Consider the following 17,875-nt stretch of genomic DNA (forward strand, 5'->3'; position numbering starts at 1 on the left):
GCGTCGTCCGCGCGACGAAGGGCCAGCCGTTATGCGGCGGCTCAGATCACATAAAACCCATGGGTCCCGTCGCGGCCCAATTGCTCGACCAACCCGTACTCCCAATCCAGATACGCCTGCATCGCTTCACGCGGTGCATCGGTGCCTTCGTACGGCCGACGATAGCGATCAATACGCGGCGAGGCCAGATGGCTTTCACCGTGCTCAAGCTCGAAACCGGCAGCCACCCAACTGGCGGTGCCGTCCTTCAGCACAAACACCGGTTTGCCGGTCAGCGCTTCGACCTCCGGCACCGCCAGGCGCGCGAGTTTGCTGCTGCCACAGGTGAGCACGTAACGCTCGGCAAGCGGGATGTTTTGCAGCGCGTTTGCCAGCTCGGCACGCAGCACCCACCAGGCGCCCGGAATATGCTGCTTCACGTAGTTGGCGCTGGCAGTGAAATCCAGCACTGCCACGCCGCCGTTTTCGCGCCACTCGCGCAGCGTTTCGGCGCTAATCTCCTCGACCTGTGACGCGGGCGGATTCGGCGCGTTCCAGGTCCCTTTTTCGCTGAAATCCTCTGGACCCAGGTCGTCCACCACAAGCACCTCCCAGCCCAACTGCGCGAGCCACGAAGCAGACATGTTCGCGCGCACGCCGTCGTCATCCAGTAATACGATTCTCGCGCCGCGCACGCTGGCGTAATGGTCAGTCTCCTGCACCAGCTGCCCGCCCGGCGTCGAACGGGCACCGGGCACATGGCCGGCTTCGAATTCCTCCGGCGTGCGCACATCGAACAGGTACGTCGTGCGATTCGTTTCTGCCTGCCAGACCTGCAAGTCCGCGCGGCTGGCGCGTTTCACTCGCGCTTTGTCCGCCACCTGGCGCGCATCGGACCGGGCAACTTCCCGGATCGCTTCACTGACCTGCGGGAAGCGCCGTGATTGCCCGTGGTCCAGCGTCTGCCCGGCCAGCAGCCAGCCGATCGTGCCATTGCGCAGGGCGGAAATCGGGTTGGGCAGGCCGGCATTCACCAGTGACTGAGTGCCGATGATGCTGCGCGTACGCCCCGCGCAATTGACGATGATCCGGGTACTGGGATCGGGTGCCAGCTCACGGGCGCGCAGCACAAGTTCGGCGCCGGGCACACTGACGCCAGTGGGAATGCTCATGGTCTGGTATTCATCGAACCGCCGCGCATCCAGCACCACCACGTCGGCCTTGGCGTCGAGCAGCTGCTTGACCTCCTCGGCGGCCAGCGAAGGCGTGTGACGATGGTGCTCCACCAGTTCGCCGAACGCCTTGCTTGGCACGTTGACGTCAATGAACACCTCGCCGCCAGCGTCGCGCCAGCCCTGCAGCCCGCCTTCAAGCAGCGTGACGTCGCTGTAGCCCAGGTCCTGAAAACGCTTCACAGCGCGCTCGGCCAGACCCTCGCCATTGTCATAAACCGTCACAGCGGTGTCGCGACGAGGGATGCGCGCGAGCACCTCCAGCTCCAGCTTCGACAGCGGGATGTTGGCGGCGAACAGCGGATGAGCTTCGGCGAATGGCGCTTCTTCGCGGACATCGACCAGCGCGACCTCCTCATGGGCAAGCAGGGCGTGGCGGATGTCGGCGTAGGAACGGGTGTGGTGGCTCATTGGGCTTGGCTCTCTTTGGACAGATCCCAGATGTTCGGGAGAAAGGCATTGGAATACCCGGAGATGAACAGCTTTTCGCTGCCATCCGGCTGGTAAACAGCGCGCTTCACGGCGCCGATGTTGGCGCCGTAGACATGGATACTGATCGACACCCGATCGTCGAAAGCATTGCTGACCTGATGAATGTCGTTGCTGTGCGGCGACAACGCCTCGACGTGGCCGGGCTCCAGGCGGATGGCCGGGCCTTCCTGCTCGAGGCGGCCATCGGCGCTGCGGGCGAACCCCTGCGAATACTCGGCGCCGCGCAGCATGCCGATCAGGCCCCAGACGCGGTGATCGTGAATGGGTGTGCTCTGGCCGGGTCCCCACACGAAGCTGACGACCGAAAAGCGCTGCCGTGAGTCGGCGTGCAACAGAAACTGTTGATAGCGTGTCGGATCGGGAGTGGCGAAGTCATCCGGCAGCCAGTCGTCGTAACGGACCAATTGCCCCAGCAGTTTGCCTCCCCGTGAAAGCAGGTCGCCTTCCCTCGAATTGCTATCGATCAGTTCGGCCAACGCGCCGATGAAAGCCCTGAGTCGTTCAGGGTGTCGGATGTGAGTCATGTCGGCTCCGGGCAAAGAAGAGAGCTTCATATAAGCATAATGCAGCGGGTTAATATGCTAATTATTGATGATTAGGTTATAACCAAAAATGCGTTGATAACCGATTTTCAGGATGAAGATCGATGTGAAGCTATCCAGAGCCTTCGATAGCCATTATGATTTTTGCCTATCTTGTTCCCCTTATTCCATGTGCGATCTGAATGAAAATTGATGACATCGATGCATTCGTAGCGGTCATTCGCTGCCAGTCGATCAGCCATGCTGCTGAATCCCTGGACCTGACCCAGCCGGCCATCACGCGCCGAGTGCAAAATTTTGAGCAGGCCCTGGGCGTTGAGTTGTTCGACCGTAATACCAAGCCGCTCAAGCCGACGCCGATGGGCACGCAGGTCTATCAGAAGTGTCTGGGGATCCTGCGGGAAATGGACTCATTGCGCGAACTCGTTGCCAGCGACACGCCGCCCAGCGGCTTGCTCAGGCTGGGCGTGCCGCAAACCATCGGCGACGTGGTGCTGCTGGATGCGCTGAAGCACCTGCGCGGGCAATTTCCCGACCTGCGCGCGCAAGTGATGACCGGCTGGGGCAGCCACCTGATCGACAAAATCGAGAACGGCGAACTGGACGCCGCCGCCGCGCTTTTTCCGGCCGGGAAGATCTTCCCTGAAGGCATCGTCGGCGAGTCCATCGGCAAAATGGAGCTGGTGGTGGTGTGTGCCAAGGACGCGCTGCCGAAAAAGCCGGTGAAACTGGCTGACTGCTACGAGCAGGGCTGGGTGCTCAACCCCGACGGCTGCGGTTTCCGCGCCGGGCTGCAACGTACGCTGGCCGATCAGGGGTTGAGCCTGAAGGTCAATCTGGAAACCTTCGGCACCGAGCTGCAATTGGGCCTGGTCGCCGACGGCATGGGGCTGGGTCTGGTGCCGCGTCCGCTGCTGGAGCGCAGCGTTCACCGCGATGCACTGGCGGTCATACCGCTCAAGGACTTCAAACCGGTGATGGACCTGTGGCTGATGTATCCACGCTTCCTCGGCAATTTGCAGGCGCCAGTGGCGTCTTTCGGCAGCCTGGTGGCGCAATCGCTGAAACAGGAGCGGGATGCGGCTTGAGGGCTGTGACGTGGGGGCTCGCGATTCTGCGGCCGCTGCCGGTCGACGGCGGCCTGGCGCAGATCTGATGCGCGTTGCCTGGCGAACAACATGACACAGCACGGGCAGGGGCTCGGCGCCCTTGGCAGCACCGGACTTATCGCCGGGTTGTGTGTTCCATGTGGTTCTCCCTTCCGGTTAGTTGTGGGCCGCAGAAGCTTGCAGCCAGGACCTCATGCCCTCGTCAATCAAAGCGCGATAGCAACGTTGCACGGAGGCGCGAAATTCAGCGCGTTCACGGAGCGCGCCCGGGAAAACGTCATCCAGATCGAGAAACGCATCCACCAATGATGCGCCTTCAAATCGTTGAGCAAGATCGGTAAAAGTCGGGCTCAACGGGTCGTCGATAACGCGCGTCGATCCATCGGGGCGCGGCTGTGTGCAGTCGTAAATCCATGCGGCAATGCCTAACGCCGTGCAATCAAAGCCACGACCCTGGTCGAGCAACTGCTGCGCGCCGAGCAGCCAGCGTTGTGGCAGCTTCTGCGAGCCATCCATGGCGATCTGGCGGAGCCGATGTTGCAGATTGTCGTTTGCGAAGCGCGCCTTCAGATCCTCGGCATAGGCCACAAGATCGATGCCAGCCGGCATCTGCAGCGTAGGCGCTGCTTCCTCGGTCATGTAACGCTCCACGAACGGCGCCAGGTCCGCATCGTTGATGGCATCGGACACTGATTCGTGGCCCAGCAACATACCCACGTAGGCCAGCAGTGAATGGCTACCGTTGAGCATGCGCAGTTTCATGGTTTCGAACGGACGTACGTCGTCCACCATCTGCACACCTTCCACCTCCCAGTCTGGACGCCCAAGAGGAAAGTGATCCTCGATCACCCACTGGCTGAAGCTTTCGCAGACCACGGCCGCACGGTCATTGCAATCCAGTTCCTGCTCTAGCCGGGTAAAGGACTCGTCATCCATGGCGGGGACGATCCGGTCAACCATGCAACCCGGAAAGGCCACGTGATCGTTAACCCACTGCGCCATTTCCTCGTCCTGCATCGCCGCCAACGCAGTCACTGCCTGGCGGGTGCGCTGGCCGTTGTCCGGCATGTTGTCACAGCACAACACGGTAAATGCCGCGATGCCCGAGGCACGACGGCGTCGCAGTGCTTCGAGAACAATGCCGGGCGCCGTGCGCGGCGAATGCGGATGCGCGATGTCGTGGGCGATGACCGGATCTTCAATGCGTAACTGCCCGGTAACGGCATTCAGGCAATAGCCTACATCCTTGACGCCTATCCAGAGCTCAAGTTGACGGTGACACCGACAGCGTGATTGATCTGATCGAGGAGGGTATCGATCTCAGCATTCGATTCGGGACGCTCAAGGACGCAAGCGGCCTGGTAGCGAGGCGTCTTGCTGTACAGAAACAGATCATCTGCGCTGCACCTCGCTACCTCGAAAAACACGGGTACCCGGAGTCTGTGGAAGACCTTCAGCAGCACCGCTGTATCGTCAACTATCGAAGAGGCCAGAGGATGAGTTGGTCTGTCCGGGATGAAAGCGGTGAGATCGCCCGGATCGTTCCACCCAGTACCCACGAGGTCGGGGACGGGGATGCCATCATTGCGATGGCGGCGGCAGGGCAGGGCATTTGTCAGATGCCCAGTTCTTTGATCCGCGACCACCTCAAGGACGGCAGACTGGTTCCTGTGCTTGAAAAATACAGCCCGGGCGACGTCGCCATCCACGTTGTCTGGCCACAGACGCGGCACCTGCAGCCCAAGGTAAGACGCGTCGTGGATGAGTTCGTTGCCCGGGCGGAGAGAGGAGACCTGGGCTGATCGTCAGCCGTCTTGCCCAACGGCGGCTAACGAGCCGAGGCCGCGGTCCAGCGCTGACAAAGCTAGAACAGAGGCACTCGGTCTGGGCCTTGCGCTGATGTAGGGGTTGCGACCCGCCAGGGCGCCATGATCGGCACGCAGCCGGCATTGGTGGCTAAGCTGCGCCCGACCCATGTGCGCTACACCTCCATACCCTTTTCCGCTTTGATCCCAATTTCGATAGACGGCGGTCAGTACGCTGGTAAACCCTTGGATTTCAGCCACACTGTTGCGCTGTCCAACCCTCATGCAGTCTGTTCGTTGTCCGGGACCGAGCCGCTTCATCGGCTCCCTGGTGGATAAGGAGACACCTCAATCCCCAGCAGAGAGTCATCATGGCAACATTCAACGTTAAAGATTTCGGCGCAAAGGGTAATGGCAGCAGCGACGATACGCTCGCCATCCAAAAAGCCATCGATGCCGCCGCTGCGGCGGGCGGCGGACAGGTGTACTTGCCCGGGGGCACTTACATGGTCAGCGCAACGACGGGCAGTTGCCTCGCCCTGAAGAGCAATGTTTTATTGGTCGGCCAAGGCATGGGCGTCTCAACACTCAAGCTGGCGAACGACTTGCCCTCCGCCGTCACTGGCATCCTGACGGCCGACGGCACCCACGATGTGGGGGCCAGCAAACTGACCCTTGATGGCAACCTTCAGCACAACACGGGGTATGTATCGGGCTGGCTGAATGGCAGCGGGACTCAGGTCAAGATCGATAGCGTTGAAGCCAAGAACGCAGCGGGCAACGGTTTCGATTTGCAGGGCACCAACGGTTTGGTGCAGGTAGAGCTGAGCAACAGCGTCGCCCATGACAATGACTACGGTGTGCGCGCCTATGCAACGACTGCCAGCCTGTTGCATGACAATGTCGCCTACGCAAACCGGACCGGTTTCAACGTCGGCGGCGATGTCCAGGTGGTGGACAACCACGCTTATCGCAATACCGACTTCGGAATATTCGTGCAAAGCACCGGCACTACCGTTAAAGGCGGCGAAGTCTACGGCAATGGCGATGACGGAATCCACACCGCGTTCGCCCGTCAGTTCAAGATCACGGGCGTTGATATTCATGACAACAAGGGCAGCGGGATATATATCGCAAGCAGCGTAAACGGCGACGTCTTTTCAAACACCGTCCACAATAATTCTCTAGGCAGCCCCGTGTCCGAAATTGAGGTATACGGCGTGGCCAAAGTCAGTACCTCCAGCAAGTCCCACGACATCAGGGTGACCGGCAATATCATCACTGGCAGCGAACAGTCCACTTACGGCATCCGCGAAAGCAACGCCGTGTTTGACAATTCGTACACGCACAACGTCATCAGTCACACCCAAACGGGCGCCGTTGCCGCGCTCGCCAGCAGCGAAGTGTCGGACAATACCGACTCTATCTACACCTACGGTACCCGTTCAAACGACACGCTCAACGGTGACATCACTCAAGACGTGATATACGGCGGCGCTGGCAACGACACCCTCAACGGCAAGGGCAACAACGACACCCTGATCGGTGGCACTGGCGTAGACAAGCTCACCGGTGGCGAGGGGAATGATATTTTCCGCTTCGATACGGTCAGTGAGAGCTATCGCACCGCGACCAAGTCGTATGCGGATGTGATCACCGATTTCGACGTGGCCCATGACAAGATCGACGTTGCAGGTGGAGGCATCGGCTTCACCGGGCTGGGGAATGGCCATAACCACACGCTCGTGCTGGCTTACAACGAGGCCAAGAACGTCACTTATCTGAAGAGTCTGGATGCGGACGTGCTGGGGGAACGCTTCGAATTGACCTTGAACGGCAACTTCCTGCATACCTTCACCAATGCCAATCTGCAACCCGTGATCCAGGGCACCGACGCCAGTGACAAGCTCCTTGGAACCAGTGCTGCGGAAACCTTACTGGGCGGTGCAGGCAGGGACACGCTTAATGGGGGCGCCGGCGATGATCGACTCGACGGCGGGGCTGGCGGCGATACCCTGACGGGCGGCGCGGGCGCCGATACCCTGACGGGCGGCGCGGGCGCCGATACCTTCGTGTACGGCAACTTTCGAAACAGCCAGCGTTACGACAATGACGGCACCGCACAGCGGGACACGATCACTGACTTCAACGGGAACGAAAACGACGTCATCGATGTGTCTGGTACAGGCTTCCTTGGCCTGGGCAATGGGCACAACGGTACGCTCAAGGTGGTCGTGAACGCCGCCGGCACCCTGACCGCGCTCAAATCACTGGACGCCAGTGACCGGGACGGCGCGCACTTCGAGTTGCTGCTACAGGGCAACCACGTCGCGGATCTGACCCCTGCTCATTTGATATTCAAAGAATTTGACGGGAGTAAAGTTGTGTCCTCCTCGCCGCTACTGAGCACCGAAGTCAGCCATACCGAAGCGACGGCCATCACCCTTATCGGCGGCGTGGTAGAGCATGGGAACGAGCATTTAGGCTGATTGGCAGGCAGACTGAATGCGCCTACCTGCGGTATCGGTATGAAAGGCTCATCTGTCTTTGCATAGATGAGCCTTGACGAATTAAGTAAGCAGGCCGGTGGTGCTCGCAGGAGCTGTCCCATCGAAACCCGGATTCCCTATCAGTAGCTGTGTTCGTACCACTTGGAGGTTTGACAGATCGAAAAGCGTGGCCAGCTGCGCAGTGTTTATAGCCAACCTGCGAAACAACAATTTTGCATAACCAAACTGGCGTTTGATCATACGGAACAGATGTTCAACCTTCGCCCGCACTCGGACTCTCACGTATTTGATCTTGCGGCGCACGCGTGCGATCAAACAGTTCTCGCCATGCTTTTTGGAGCTGCTTGGGCGTGCCGCGATTGAACAGTTCAGCTAACAACTCTGACGCTCCGTACGCTTGTCGACGCCGGTGCAGCCCGCATCACTAATCACAAAGGTTTCCTCGCCGTGCAGCAGCTGGTCGAGCTGATTCACGTCTGCCACATTCGCCGCCGTACCCAGATGGGCGCTGGCACGCGGAAGAAATACTGGCTTCCTTTCTCCGTCTAATGCATTTTGGCATCGCGTTTTCCGTCCTTGTTCTTGCTCGAGCGCGTAATGAGGCTCGATCAGATTGATCAATCCCTTCCAGACTACGACCTGATCCATCTCGATCAGGAAACGCTCTTTACGGCTTTGCTTGCGTTTGCCGGCCTACTCGGCGTCGGCAAAGGTGATCTGCTTCATCAGGCATCTCGGCGGTTGATATCAGACATTAAGCCAAGTTTTGACGTCTTCTTCAGAGTTTTCCTGAATCTTAAAGGTGTACGATACATAAGATGGAACGTGGATCAATGTCAGTTATTATGTTGACCGGCTTTCCTGATGGTTCCGGCAGGGGCGCATATGGAAACTTATAATCATAAGTTGCTTGCATTAAACGCTGATCGAAAACTTTATCAGTTGAGCTTTCCAGTAGTTTTATTTGCGCGAGCAAAGACCTAGGGACATACTTAAGCTGAATTTTTGCAGGCTTCAACTCAATTGCTGAGGGATTTGCCTTTAAAAGACTGTGGCATTGTTCAGAAAGTTGCGACATCAGCAAGCTTACTGATTGACTCGCCCAGGAATTAAAAAATCCAACTCTTTGAGAGTCACTTAATTCAGCCCCTAAACGATACAGACGAAGAATTCCGTCGCGAGCTCCTGCATTAGAACCGCCTACATCCAAATAAAGATCCATGGCACTTTGCAAGTCTACAGGGCCACCCTTTCCATTTTCTAAAAGCGGTGCAAGCTTGAGGCTGCTTGGGATTTTTCCGATGCCAGTAGCCGACTTTTTGTAATAATATCTTGCCATGCGATAGTCAACTGGCGCTCCTGTACCTTCTTCAGCCAGGCGTCCTAGATAGAAGTTAGCTGTCACGTCCGTCTGGGCCGCTAAAAGATAGAGCGACCTTGCATGTGGAATATCCTGGGGAACACCAATACCATGCTCGTACAGATCTCCAAGAAGCACTTGGCAACGCGTATTTCCTCGCTCGGTATTTTTCTGAAGTATGTCTATATCCGACGGGTTGTGACTTGACTGAGCAAGAATGCATCGCACGTCGTCTGGAATAGTAACGTGCGGAGTTTGATTAGCATTGATGACGGACCTTTGGCACCCTAGAAGACTAAACGCCAGCGCCAACAAAAAAGACCAATTCTTAATTAATTTCACTTCTACAGCCCCTGTCTCATCGCTGCATTCCTCATCGAAAAGCACCTCGTAATTTTATTAGTGTAGCCAAATATGATCTGCACAACTGCAACTTGGCTATAACATCTTTGCACTGGCATAATTTATCATCCCTTCTGCGCACACCACTTCAAGAAGTCTTACCCTATTTATATCACCCTGAATCAGACTGTAACCAAGCCAAAATACGCTGAGTTACGCCCTGGGATCGTTGATATTCATTGCATCATGAGATTAGGGATTACCCTATGTCGGCCATATTGTTGTAAATTTTAGCCTACCAAGCTTCGGCAAGCCTTAACCGCGTTCTATGGCGCCGAAGGGCCGCTTTGGGCCGAAAGCGGTCAGGCGCGACCGGCAGCTTTCGGCCAAAAGGGGACGGTCGAAATGTACGTAGACCCCGGCAGTGGATGTTACGGTGGGCATCCAGAATTGCACGAATATTAGGGGTATGGCTCAATCGGTCGGTTGCGCAGGAGGCATGATTTTGCGAGTTCACACATATGTGATCGCTACAGACGCGGGCTCAGCCCCGAACTACGATTTGCCTGCCGTGACGCTGGCTGTCTGTAAGCCGCGAATCCGCAAGAAGGCTAAGGTGGGTGATATGGTGCTCGCATTTGCTGGTTCGAAAGTAAATCCCATTTCAAGCCACAGCGTCGTTTGGGCGGGAATCGTATCGGAGGTGCTGGCCTTCAGCGGGTACTGGAACGACCCTCGCTTTGCTTCCAAGAAGCCTGGCCGTACCGAGGTACCGGACAACTTCTACAAGCCCACAAACGGTGGCTTTATCTGGCAGCCCAATCCTGTCCACGGCACTGAAGCTCAAGATCGCGACACCGGCGGGCTGAATGTCCTTGTGTTCAATCATGCTTGGCGCTTCGGGGGCCTCGGTCCCCTTCTGCCAGAGCATTTTGGTCTGCGCATGGTTAGCCGGCGCGGAGAGAGAATCGCAGATCTTCCCGATTTCGAATGGCAGAGCCTGGAGACTTGGCTAAATGCCCAATCACAGGTCACCACTGAGCCAACCAACCAGGGCAAATCTTGCAGCAATACATTGCCGCGTTTGCATCCTGCACCACGACCAGCCTCGCGAACCAAGCGGTGCAGTTAACAATCAGCAGCAAATCTGTTGCGTGTTTGCATTCGCTGCTGGAGCCATTTGCCTCATACGCTGTTTTTTCACCAAATCGGCCAAAGGTAAGACACCTATCGGCCAGAAGCGGACGCTGGACAGCCCCCCGCGGGATGAGTAGCGTGCACTCGAAACATCGTCTAATTAGAGTTGGCTCATGGTTTCTATCGTTGTTCAAGAAGAGGTTCGAGACCGGCTACGTCGTGCTGAGACCGAGCATGACGTGAAAGTTCTTTTAGCTATTGAGTCTGGCAGTCGTGCCTGGGGATTTGCCTCTCCCAACAGCGACTACGACGCACGCTTCATCTACGTAAATAAACCCGAGTGGTATATCTCTGTCGGCCTCGAGGAGCAACGCGACGTCATCGAGTATCCGATCATTGACGACATGGATATCAATGGCTGGGATCTACGTAAGGCACTCAGGCTATTTTGGAAGTCCAATCCAGGCTTTGTGGAGTGGATACAGTCGACCATCATTTACGAGCATGCTGGCTGTTTCCACGAGCGGGCAAAGGGGTTATTGCCGCAGGTGTATTCGGTGGAGAGTGGCATCTACCACTATCGCAGCATGGCCAAAACCAACTATAGGGGATATTTGCAGGCCCCTCAGGTACCGCTGAAAAAATAATTCTACGTTCTGCGCCCGCTGTTATCGGTGCGGTGGCTGGAGCAGTTTGGTACACCTACCCCCATAGAGTTTGAGAAGCTGCGCGGTGTCATCGAGCGAGAGTCCGGGCTCCAGCAGGCCATTGATGAATTGCTTGCGATCAAGCGCGCGTCTCCGGAGATGGGGTTATCACCCCAGATCACTCCCATCCAACAATTCATTGAGCGTGAACTGCATCGACTTGAAACCATCAAGCCGATCCGTAGCGAACGCAAAGAAGTTGAACCATTACTTTCCGAACTGTTTCGCTCTGTGCTGAAAGAAACTTGGGGGTGAAGGCTTGCGTCGGAACGCTCTTTAGTAGTCAGGCACATCTGGCTACCTACTCAGACGACGATGTCAGCCTTGGTATCATAATGATGTTCATTATGGGTCGAAAACAGACCTTCGTGAGAGGCTGTTATGGCCAGAAACGGCCGCTGGAGCGTCGTTTGTCGCGGATCGAGCCCAAGGTTGCGCGAATACGCTGTCAGCAATTGACTTCACCTCGCGAGACCGCCATACCTGTTTTTTCCAATTCGACAGAGGTTGATCTGACAATGGTGCGAGTGGATGCAAACCTGATAACTGACTGGCACACATTCCACAGCGTATTCGCAGAAAAATTCGGTTTCCCTGGCTTCTACGGCCGCAATATGGACGCTTGGGTTGACTGCCTTTCATACCTCGATGACCCCAGCGTAGAAATGTCATCTGTCCACGTTCAGAGCGGACAAACACTCTCATTGGTCATCGACAATGCCCAGAGTTTTAAGCATCGCTGTCCTAAACAATTTGAAGCTCTGGTGGAATGCGCTGCTTTTGTGAACTGGCGAGTCATCGTTTCGGGTGGCAGCCCGATCCTGGCACTTGCTTTCAATGTCTAAGTGCTCGTGCACGTCAAGCAACGGGGGTATCAATGACTGCATTGGGAGGAAAGTTGATCGTCCTGACAGGCTGTTATCGGCCAGAAGCAGCCCATCGCGATCAGAAACGTTTGACGACAACGCGTCGCTCTCGCACTCTGTTTTGCTCCCTATTCCTCACTAGGCTTCCCTATGTCATTCGCAACCGTAGTGCTGCTTGACTCCTGGCCACAGCCAAGTATGTCGCCCGAACCCATCGTGTTTGCCACGGACACGCAGCTATGTTTACGGTATTGCACCGCTGGGGAAGAAATAGCTTTAATCCATTTTCCCCTAGTTAAAAAAATTCAGTTCGGCTCACCAAACGACGAGGCTTTGGGTGGTCATCCGCTTATTGGACTTGGCCTCAAGCATTACCAAATTCATCGAATAGATAATTCGCCTTGGCTAGCAGAGCTTGAGCAGAGAAACGCCATTCATCCGCGACACGATAGACAGCGGTTTCTAAAAGATGCCATCCATTATGTCTTCACGTTTCAGGACTCTACCCTGGAATGCATCGTAATTGAGGGGCAGTTCTGGCATCCAAAAGTACAAGTCTTTACCTCGGAGGAGAAGGCAAGGGATGCCTGGCGCGAACTGATAAATGACGTGGGCGCATGATCCGAATAGTCACGAGTGGATGCCCGCCTTGGGTCGTTTTCAGCCGGTCGCGACAGGCTGAAATCGGCCAGGAGCAGCCGCTGGACAGCCTTGCAGTCAGTCGATAGCCTCGGTGTCCTTGAGCCCTGTCGAGGCTTCCCTTTCCCCTCACGGAACAATTTCTAAGGATTGAGCCATGATTCTGTGTTTGGATCGCGAGTTCTCTGAACAAGAATTGGCGGAAAGGCAGGAACTTGATCTGCGGAACATTTCAGCAAAAATGTGGCCGACTGTGCTCTCTAGATGCACAGCAAAGGAACTACGCCTTTACCATCTCAAGCTTGCTTCACTTGAGGGAATCGACAGGCTCACTCATACACGACGATTGACGCTGGAGTGGGGAACAAAGATCGAATCGCTGGAACCTGTTTCCAGACTGAGTCGCTTGACGCATCTGGCAATTGGAGACTTCCCAAGGCTGCAACAACTCGACGGGCTAGAGAAGCTAAGCGAGCTTACAGAGCTGCGTCTTTCCGGCAGCTTGGGTGGAGGCTCGCCGCTACGCCTTGAATCAATTGAACCTGTTACCCGTATATCCGGGCTCACCAGACTTTCGCTGTCTAACGCGAAGCTCAAGGACGACGACATCACCAGCCTCGTTCACTGTACACATCTACGCCATCTGAGCCTGACGAACCAGTTTGATCGGTCTCAGGTCGCCTTTCTCGCAAGCCGATTGAACGAGCAGCTTGTGGAACCTCTGACCGCATGCGTACAAACACACCTCCATTGCATGAAATGCAACAGTCTGACGTCGATGTTTACGGGACGACGAATGCCTTTCCTGTGTCCGGTATGTGATGCATCTCGATTTGAAAAACTGATTCGTCAGTTCGAAAAAATGGTGAAAGATGCATGAAGCTTGTTTTCTAGACGCTTCGAGTGCTTGTATCGAACGATTCATAACTTGTTCATCACTGTCCGCTTTGGGTCGAAAGCTGCCGGTAACGGCTGACTGCTTTCGACCCTAGGCGGACAGCTCTGAGGGACGGCTCCTTGCCGCTAATGGTTTGTGGCAAGGAAAGCGCCAAGGGCTGATCGACCCGGGCCGGGTCGATCAGGTGAGTTAACTAGAAAGTCCATTCCTCGGCCTGGACGACTCGGCAGAATGGCCCAGCTAACGTTGCGTTGTGGTGGGCAACGATGGTTTCTGCTTTGAGTTCTGGAGTATCGGAGCAAGTATGTCCGTTTGCGATGAACACAGCATCGAATCCGCAATCGCGGGCGGCGCGGCAAGTACTGTCCACGCAGTATTGGGTTTTCATGCCTGTAACGACGACGCCTTCACAGCCGCGCTCCCTTAGCAGAGTTGCCAAGTCAGTCTGAGCGAAAGCATTGGGCCGTTTTTTATCGAAAATCACTTCGTTACCCAGTAGCTCTAACTCCTGGACAAGCTCGGTGAGCGGGCTACCCGGCTCAATCGTAGACCCTGCCGGACCTATATGGCGGGCAAGAAAGATGGGAGCCCCTTTTTCCCGTGCACTCCCCATGAGCCCATTCAAGGTATCGATAAGCGCTGGACCTCTCCAAGGTTTGTCCGGCCCGTGAACAAGACCTACCTGCATGTCGAGAATCAGAAGTGCGTACATGTGCGTTTCCTTACGTGGGTGCCAGCAAAACCGGGGCAAAAAAAAGACCCGCTCCATTACTGGCGGGTCTTTAGGGATTGTGTGCTGGTTTAACTCACATGACCTCCCACGACCCGCGCGTGGCGGTCGTGAAGGTTGTAGTCGATTCGAAGCGTGGCGTACTCATGAGACCGACCTTAACTTTGGCGGGACGGTCTTGCAAGTGAACATGCCGAGGAAGAAAGTCATTTGCGAGAGGACGCTTTTGCCCCAAAGCAGCCATCCGCTTCTGACAATTGGCTTAATGCACCCCCGTCATGCGCCGGTGTGCGCCAGCCATCCTTCAGTCTTCCGTTACGGTTTCGATGCCTGAAGCAGAGGTCGTCTTTTGCTTGAGCCGGACAGGACTGAGATATAACTCCGGAAAACCCTTGCGCTAGGGACGGGAAGGAATCGTGGAGCCGAGTACGGCACCGAACCACGGCACCAGCGACAGCTATACACTTCAATATGAAGATACTGCTGTGTATTACTGAACTGTGCGTTGATCATTAACGCGCAGTTTGCCACCTGATAGCCGAAGCCGACTCCACATGGGCCATTGGCGGGCGCCGGACGGAACGAGGTCTGACAGGCTTGAATAGCGCGTGACGGCCGTTACGTTGACTGCGAGGTGGAGGCCGGTTGCTTCTCGTTAGTCATACGGGTGTCATAATCGAGCCGCGCCACTAATACCGGTTTCATGTTGTCCTGCGCCCAACGGCACATCTGTTCGGTGATTTCAGTGATGCTGACACCAAGCGGCGTCAGCGAATACTCAACACTCGGCGGCGCGCTCGGATACACCACGCGCAGGACCAAGCCGTCTCGTTCCAACAAACGCAATGTTTGCGTCAGCATCTTCTGCGTGACGCCACCCACGTGGCGACGCAATTCTCCAAACCGCATCGGTCTCCCGGAAAGAGAATCGATGACTAACATCGTCCATTTATCTGCAAGCATTTGTATAACGCTTCGTGACGGGCAGGTAACGTCGTAAACATCCCCTGGTCGTATTCCGCCAATTTCGGCGCGGGTAAGGTGACTAAATCTAGTATCCATTGGGTACCTACGGCACTTGTGGGTGCCTAATTTACAAAGGAGATCACGGCCTGCAGTATATCTATATCGGCTCTATTTGAGAGCTTTTTATCCGGGGTAAGACATGAAGAGCTTGATCCAATACCGCGTCGGCGGCCCTGACGTCCTTGAGTTGGCTGAGGTCGCAAAGCCGCTGCGCAACTTCACTGAGGTGCTGATAAAGGTCCACGCTGCTTCAATCAACCCGGTGGACACATACGTCCGCTCAGGCGCATTTCCATTGCTGGGCCCAGCGCCTTTCGTCCCAGGTTGGGATGTGTCCGGAGTGGTCGAAGAAATAGATCCAGGATCGACGCGCTTTAAAGTGGGGGACGAGGTATTTGGCATGCCGTTGTTTCCACGTGCCGCAAACGCCTATGCAGAGTATGTCGCCGCCCCTTCACGTCATTTTTGGTTCAAACCAGCGCGTCTTAGCCACGTCCAGGCAGCTGCCTTGCCTTTGGTAGGGCTCACGGCGCTGCAGGCATTGAGCGACATAGCTAAAGTCGAGCCAGGACAAAAGGTACTGATCCACGGCGGTGGCGGCGGATTAGGCCACGTCGCGATTCAGATCGCCAAAGCACTTGGGGTATATGTAATTGCCACCGCTAGTGCGAGCAAACGCGATTTCGTACGCATGCTCGGCGCCGATGAAGTGATTGATTATCAGGCTGTTGACTTCACCACTGCGGTCAGTGGGATTGATGCAGTATTCGACACCGTGGGTCACGATTATGCCGAGCGTTCGCTTTCAGTGCTCAAACCGGGCGGGATCGTGGTGACCTCTATTGGGCTGAGCAATGGCCATGTCACGGAACTGGCTGCAGCCAGCGGCCGCCGATTTTCCGGTGTCGCCGTCGAGCCGGACGGTGCCGGGCTGCAACAGCTGGCAGCGTGGGTGGATATGGGGCTGCTGACGCCTCACGTTAGCCATGAGTTTCCTCTAAGTGCAGGCGCGAAGGCCCATGCGCTCTTGGAGCAGGGTAGGACTCAAGGCAAGATCGTATTAAGGGTTTTGGAATGATGGCGCCTTCAACAGTACCCCTGGTGCCCGAATGGCTGAACCATTTGGTCCCGGACGCAACACTGACCGCATCAGTCCTCAATCGCTCGCTGCAAGGCAGGGAAGCGATTATCAGGGTGGTGCAAAGCGCAGCTGAGATGTATGAAAAGCACACGGTCATGTACCACACGTCATTCGGGAATAGAACGCTACTGGAATACGACGCCGTCCTCGTGGGGGGGACTGCTATACATGGCGTTTTATTACTGAGCAATGATGCGGATGGGAACATCGTAGATGTTGGCATCTACCATGGTCCGGTAGGGGCCATTAACGTGCTCTCGGCCGCTCTTGAAGAAAAGCTAGCTGCGGAATTAGGTGCTCATTACTTCAGCTCATAGCTAATAGACCCAGCACAACAGTGCCGCGGGCTGACAGTTGGCGGCTTTGAACAGCGCATTGGCAGGTAAGAATGCTCAGCTCCTGAAAGCATCGAGGGGCAGAGCAAAACTTACAGTGGAGACGGCATGCGGCCATCGCCGTGTGCTCGCCATGACGCACTGCCTCCGGTACCGCACAGGGTAGCATTGTGACTCAGTACAGTTATCAGTACCTATTGCTGAAGCCAATTCAGCCGTACCTGTCCGCAGTGCACAGGCAGTGCAGGACGGCAGACTATTAATGTTGGGGATTCCATGGAAATATCTGAGCTGTTCACCTATGTAATCATCGTGATCGGACTGTTTTTGGTGCCTGGACCCGCAGTTCTTCTGGTCATAACGCGGGCACTTCAGGGCGGGCGCAAGATAGGAATAATGACAGGACTGGGGATAGCGTCGGGCGATCTTTTGCATACGTTGAGTGCCGCCTTGGGGCTTTCAGCGATCCTGATGACCTCCTCCCTAGCGTTCAACTGCGTAAAATGGATCGGGGCTGCCTACCTCGTCTATCTGGGGATTCGAGCTTTCATGGCTAAGCCTGGTCAGTCGACCGACATAACGCTGGCTCCATTGAGGCCCGGCGCCGCTTACATCCAGGCTGTAGGGGCAGAAGTTCTGAATCCAAAGACGGCTTTATTCTTCTTGGCGTTTTTGCCTCAGTTTGTCCACCCAGCATCGGGCTCCACATTCCTGCAGTTTTTGATTTTGGGGTCGATACTGGCGTCGATGAGTATTGTGTATACAACATCAATTGTTCTAACAATCCGTCCATTATCGCGATTGCTCGTGAAACTTTCGCCTCTTCGCAAATGGGAAGGGAAGATCATCGGGACACTATTTGTCTCACTGGGGCTAAGAATAGCTATACAGCAGCGATGATGAAGCCTGCGCTTCGTTGCCAGCTGAGCCGAATGGCCAGCGCTTGAGCGGTAGTGGGGCTTCAGAGCTTGATAAATGAATAGCGCCAGCAAGGCACTTGGCGGGTTCGTCATCCCATGCTTGAT

The 17,875-nt window shown here is 55.9% G+C and carries 15 protein-coding genes and 3 pseudogenes; 11 read left to right on the forward strand and 7 right to left on the reverse strand.

Features of this window, described 5'->3' with window-relative positions:
- Positions 1-41: 41 nt before the first annotated feature.
- The gene (locus AC3ISG_RS07215) at positions 42-1,622 is read right to left on the reverse strand and encodes a rhodanese-related sulfurtransferase (RefSeq protein ID WP_489298848.1); all 1,581 of its coding nucleotides are present in this window, start codon (positions 1,620-1,622) and stop codon (positions 42-44) included.
- Positions 1,619-2,227 (reverse strand): cysteine dioxygenase family protein, encoded by a 609-nt coding sequence (locus AC3ISG_RS07220; protein WP_489298849.1) that lies wholly within the window; start codon positions 2,225-2,227, stop codon positions 1,619-1,621. The genes AC3ISG_RS07215 and AC3ISG_RS07220 overlap by 4 nt, the downstream gene beginning before the upstream one ends.
- Positions 2,228-2,427: 200 nt before the next feature.
- Between AC3ISG_RS07220 and AC3ISG_RS07225 the strand changes: the two genes are divergently transcribed.
- Entirely contained in the window at positions 2,428-3,333 is a 906-nt protein-coding gene (locus tag AC3ISG_RS07225; RefSeq protein WP_489298850.1) for a LysR family transcriptional regulator, read from the forward strand.
- A 177-nt stretch (positions 3,334-3,510) separates the two neighbouring features.
- Here AC3ISG_RS07225 and AC3ISG_RS07230 read toward each other — a convergent pair.
- Positions 3,511-4,605 (reverse strand): annotated as a pseudogene (locus AC3ISG_RS07230) (mannitol dehydrogenase family protein); the annotation flags it as partial.
- Positions 4,606-4,643: 38 nt separating this feature from the next.
- Between AC3ISG_RS07230 and AC3ISG_RS07235 the strand changes: the two are divergent.
- Positions 4,644-5,156: a LysR substrate-binding domain-containing protein gene (locus AC3ISG_RS07235; RefSeq protein ID WP_489298851.1), complete on the forward strand. Its 513-nt coding sequence runs from the start codon at positions 4,644-4,646 to the stop codon at positions 5,154-5,156.
- 374 nt (positions 5,157-5,530) lie between these two features.
- Positions 5,531-7,648: a glycosyl hydrolase family 28-related protein gene (locus tag AC3ISG_RS07240; protein ID WP_489298852.1), complete on the forward strand. Its 2,118-nt coding sequence runs from the start codon at positions 5,531-5,533 to the stop codon at positions 7,646-7,648.
- 81 nt (positions 7,649-7,729) lie between these two features.
- Here AC3ISG_RS07240 and AC3ISG_RS07245 read toward each other — a convergent pair.
- Positions 7,730-8,326: pseudogene (locus AC3ISG_RS07245) on the reverse strand (transposase).
- 139 nt (positions 8,327-8,465) lie between these two features.
- Positions 8,466-9,371, reverse strand: coding sequence for a tetratricopeptide repeat protein (locus AC3ISG_RS07250; RefSeq protein WP_489298853.1), 906 nt, complete (start codon positions 9,369-9,371; stop codon positions 8,466-8,468).
- Between the two features lie 469 nt (positions 9,372-9,840).
- On the opposite strand from AC3ISG_RS07250, the gene AC3ISG_RS07255 reads away from it, so the two are divergent.
- The 5 genes and pseudogenes from AC3ISG_RS07255 to AC3ISG_RS07275 all read left to right on the forward strand — a co-directional run bounded on the left by AC3ISG_RS07255 (position 9,841) and on the right by AC3ISG_RS07275 (position 13,600).
- Positions 9,841-10,503, forward strand: coding sequence for an Nmad2 family putative nucleotide modification protein (locus AC3ISG_RS07255; RefSeq protein ID WP_489298854.1), 663 nt, complete (start codon positions 9,841-9,843; stop codon positions 10,501-10,503).
- A gap of 178 nt (positions 10,504-10,681) precedes the next feature.
- Positions 10,682-11,470, forward strand: a pseudogene (locus AC3ISG_RS07260) (nucleotidyltransferase domain-containing protein).
- An 80-nt stretch (positions 11,471-11,550) separates the two neighbouring features.
- Positions 11,551-12,060, forward strand: a complete 510-nt coding sequence (locus AC3ISG_RS07265) for a barstar family protein (protein WP_489298855.1) — start codon at positions 11,551-11,553, stop codon at positions 12,058-12,060.
- A 171-nt stretch (positions 12,061-12,231) separates the two neighbouring features.
- Positions 12,232-12,702: a hypothetical protein gene (locus AC3ISG_RS07270; protein WP_489298856.1), complete on the forward strand. Its 471-nt coding sequence runs from the start codon at positions 12,232-12,234 to the stop codon at positions 12,700-12,702.
- Positions 12,703-12,877: 175 nt separating this feature from the next.
- A complete protein-coding gene (locus AC3ISG_RS07275; protein WP_489298857.1) occupies positions 12,878-13,600 on the forward strand; it encodes a leucine-rich repeat domain-containing protein in 723 nt (240 codons plus the stop codon).
- A gap of 211 nt (positions 13,601-13,811) precedes the next feature.
- Here the strand turns inward: AC3ISG_RS07275 and AC3ISG_RS07280 are convergent, their stop codons facing one another.
- Positions 13,812-14,330, reverse strand: coding sequence for a cysteine hydrolase family protein (locus AC3ISG_RS07280; RefSeq protein WP_489298858.1), 519 nt, complete (start codon positions 14,328-14,330; stop codon positions 13,812-13,814).
- Between the two features lie 636 nt (positions 14,331-14,966).
- A complete protein-coding gene (locus AC3ISG_RS07285) occupies positions 14,967-15,311 on the reverse strand; it encodes a winged helix-turn-helix transcriptional regulator (protein WP_122535575.1) in 345 nt (114 codons plus the stop codon).
- A gap of 202 nt (positions 15,312-15,513) precedes the next feature.
- Here AC3ISG_RS07285 and AC3ISG_RS07290 point away from each other — a divergent pair, with 202 nt between their 5' ends.
- The 3 genes from AC3ISG_RS07290 (at position 15,514) to AC3ISG_RS07300 (ending at position 17,750) form a co-directional block, all read left to right on the forward strand.
- Positions 15,514-16,452 carry an NADP-dependent oxidoreductase gene (locus AC3ISG_RS07290; protein ID WP_489298859.1) on the forward strand — a complete coding sequence of 313 codons (939 nt, stop codon included), beginning with the start codon at positions 15,514-15,516 and terminating at the stop codon, positions 16,450-16,452.
- A complete protein-coding gene (locus AC3ISG_RS07295; RefSeq protein ID WP_489298860.1) occupies positions 16,449-16,832 on the forward strand; it encodes a hypothetical protein in 384 nt (127 codons plus the stop codon). Before AC3ISG_RS07290 ends, AC3ISG_RS07295 begins: the two co-directional genes overlap by 4 nt.
- Before the next feature lie 294 nt (positions 16,833-17,126).
- A complete protein-coding gene (locus AC3ISG_RS07300; protein ID WP_489298861.1) occupies positions 17,127-17,750 on the forward strand; it encodes a LysE family translocator in 624 nt (207 codons plus the stop codon).
- The last annotated feature ends 125 nt before the right edge of the window (positions 17,751-17,875 follow it).

The sequence above is a fragment of the Pseudomonas sp. GL_135 genome, assembly GCF_057834665.1.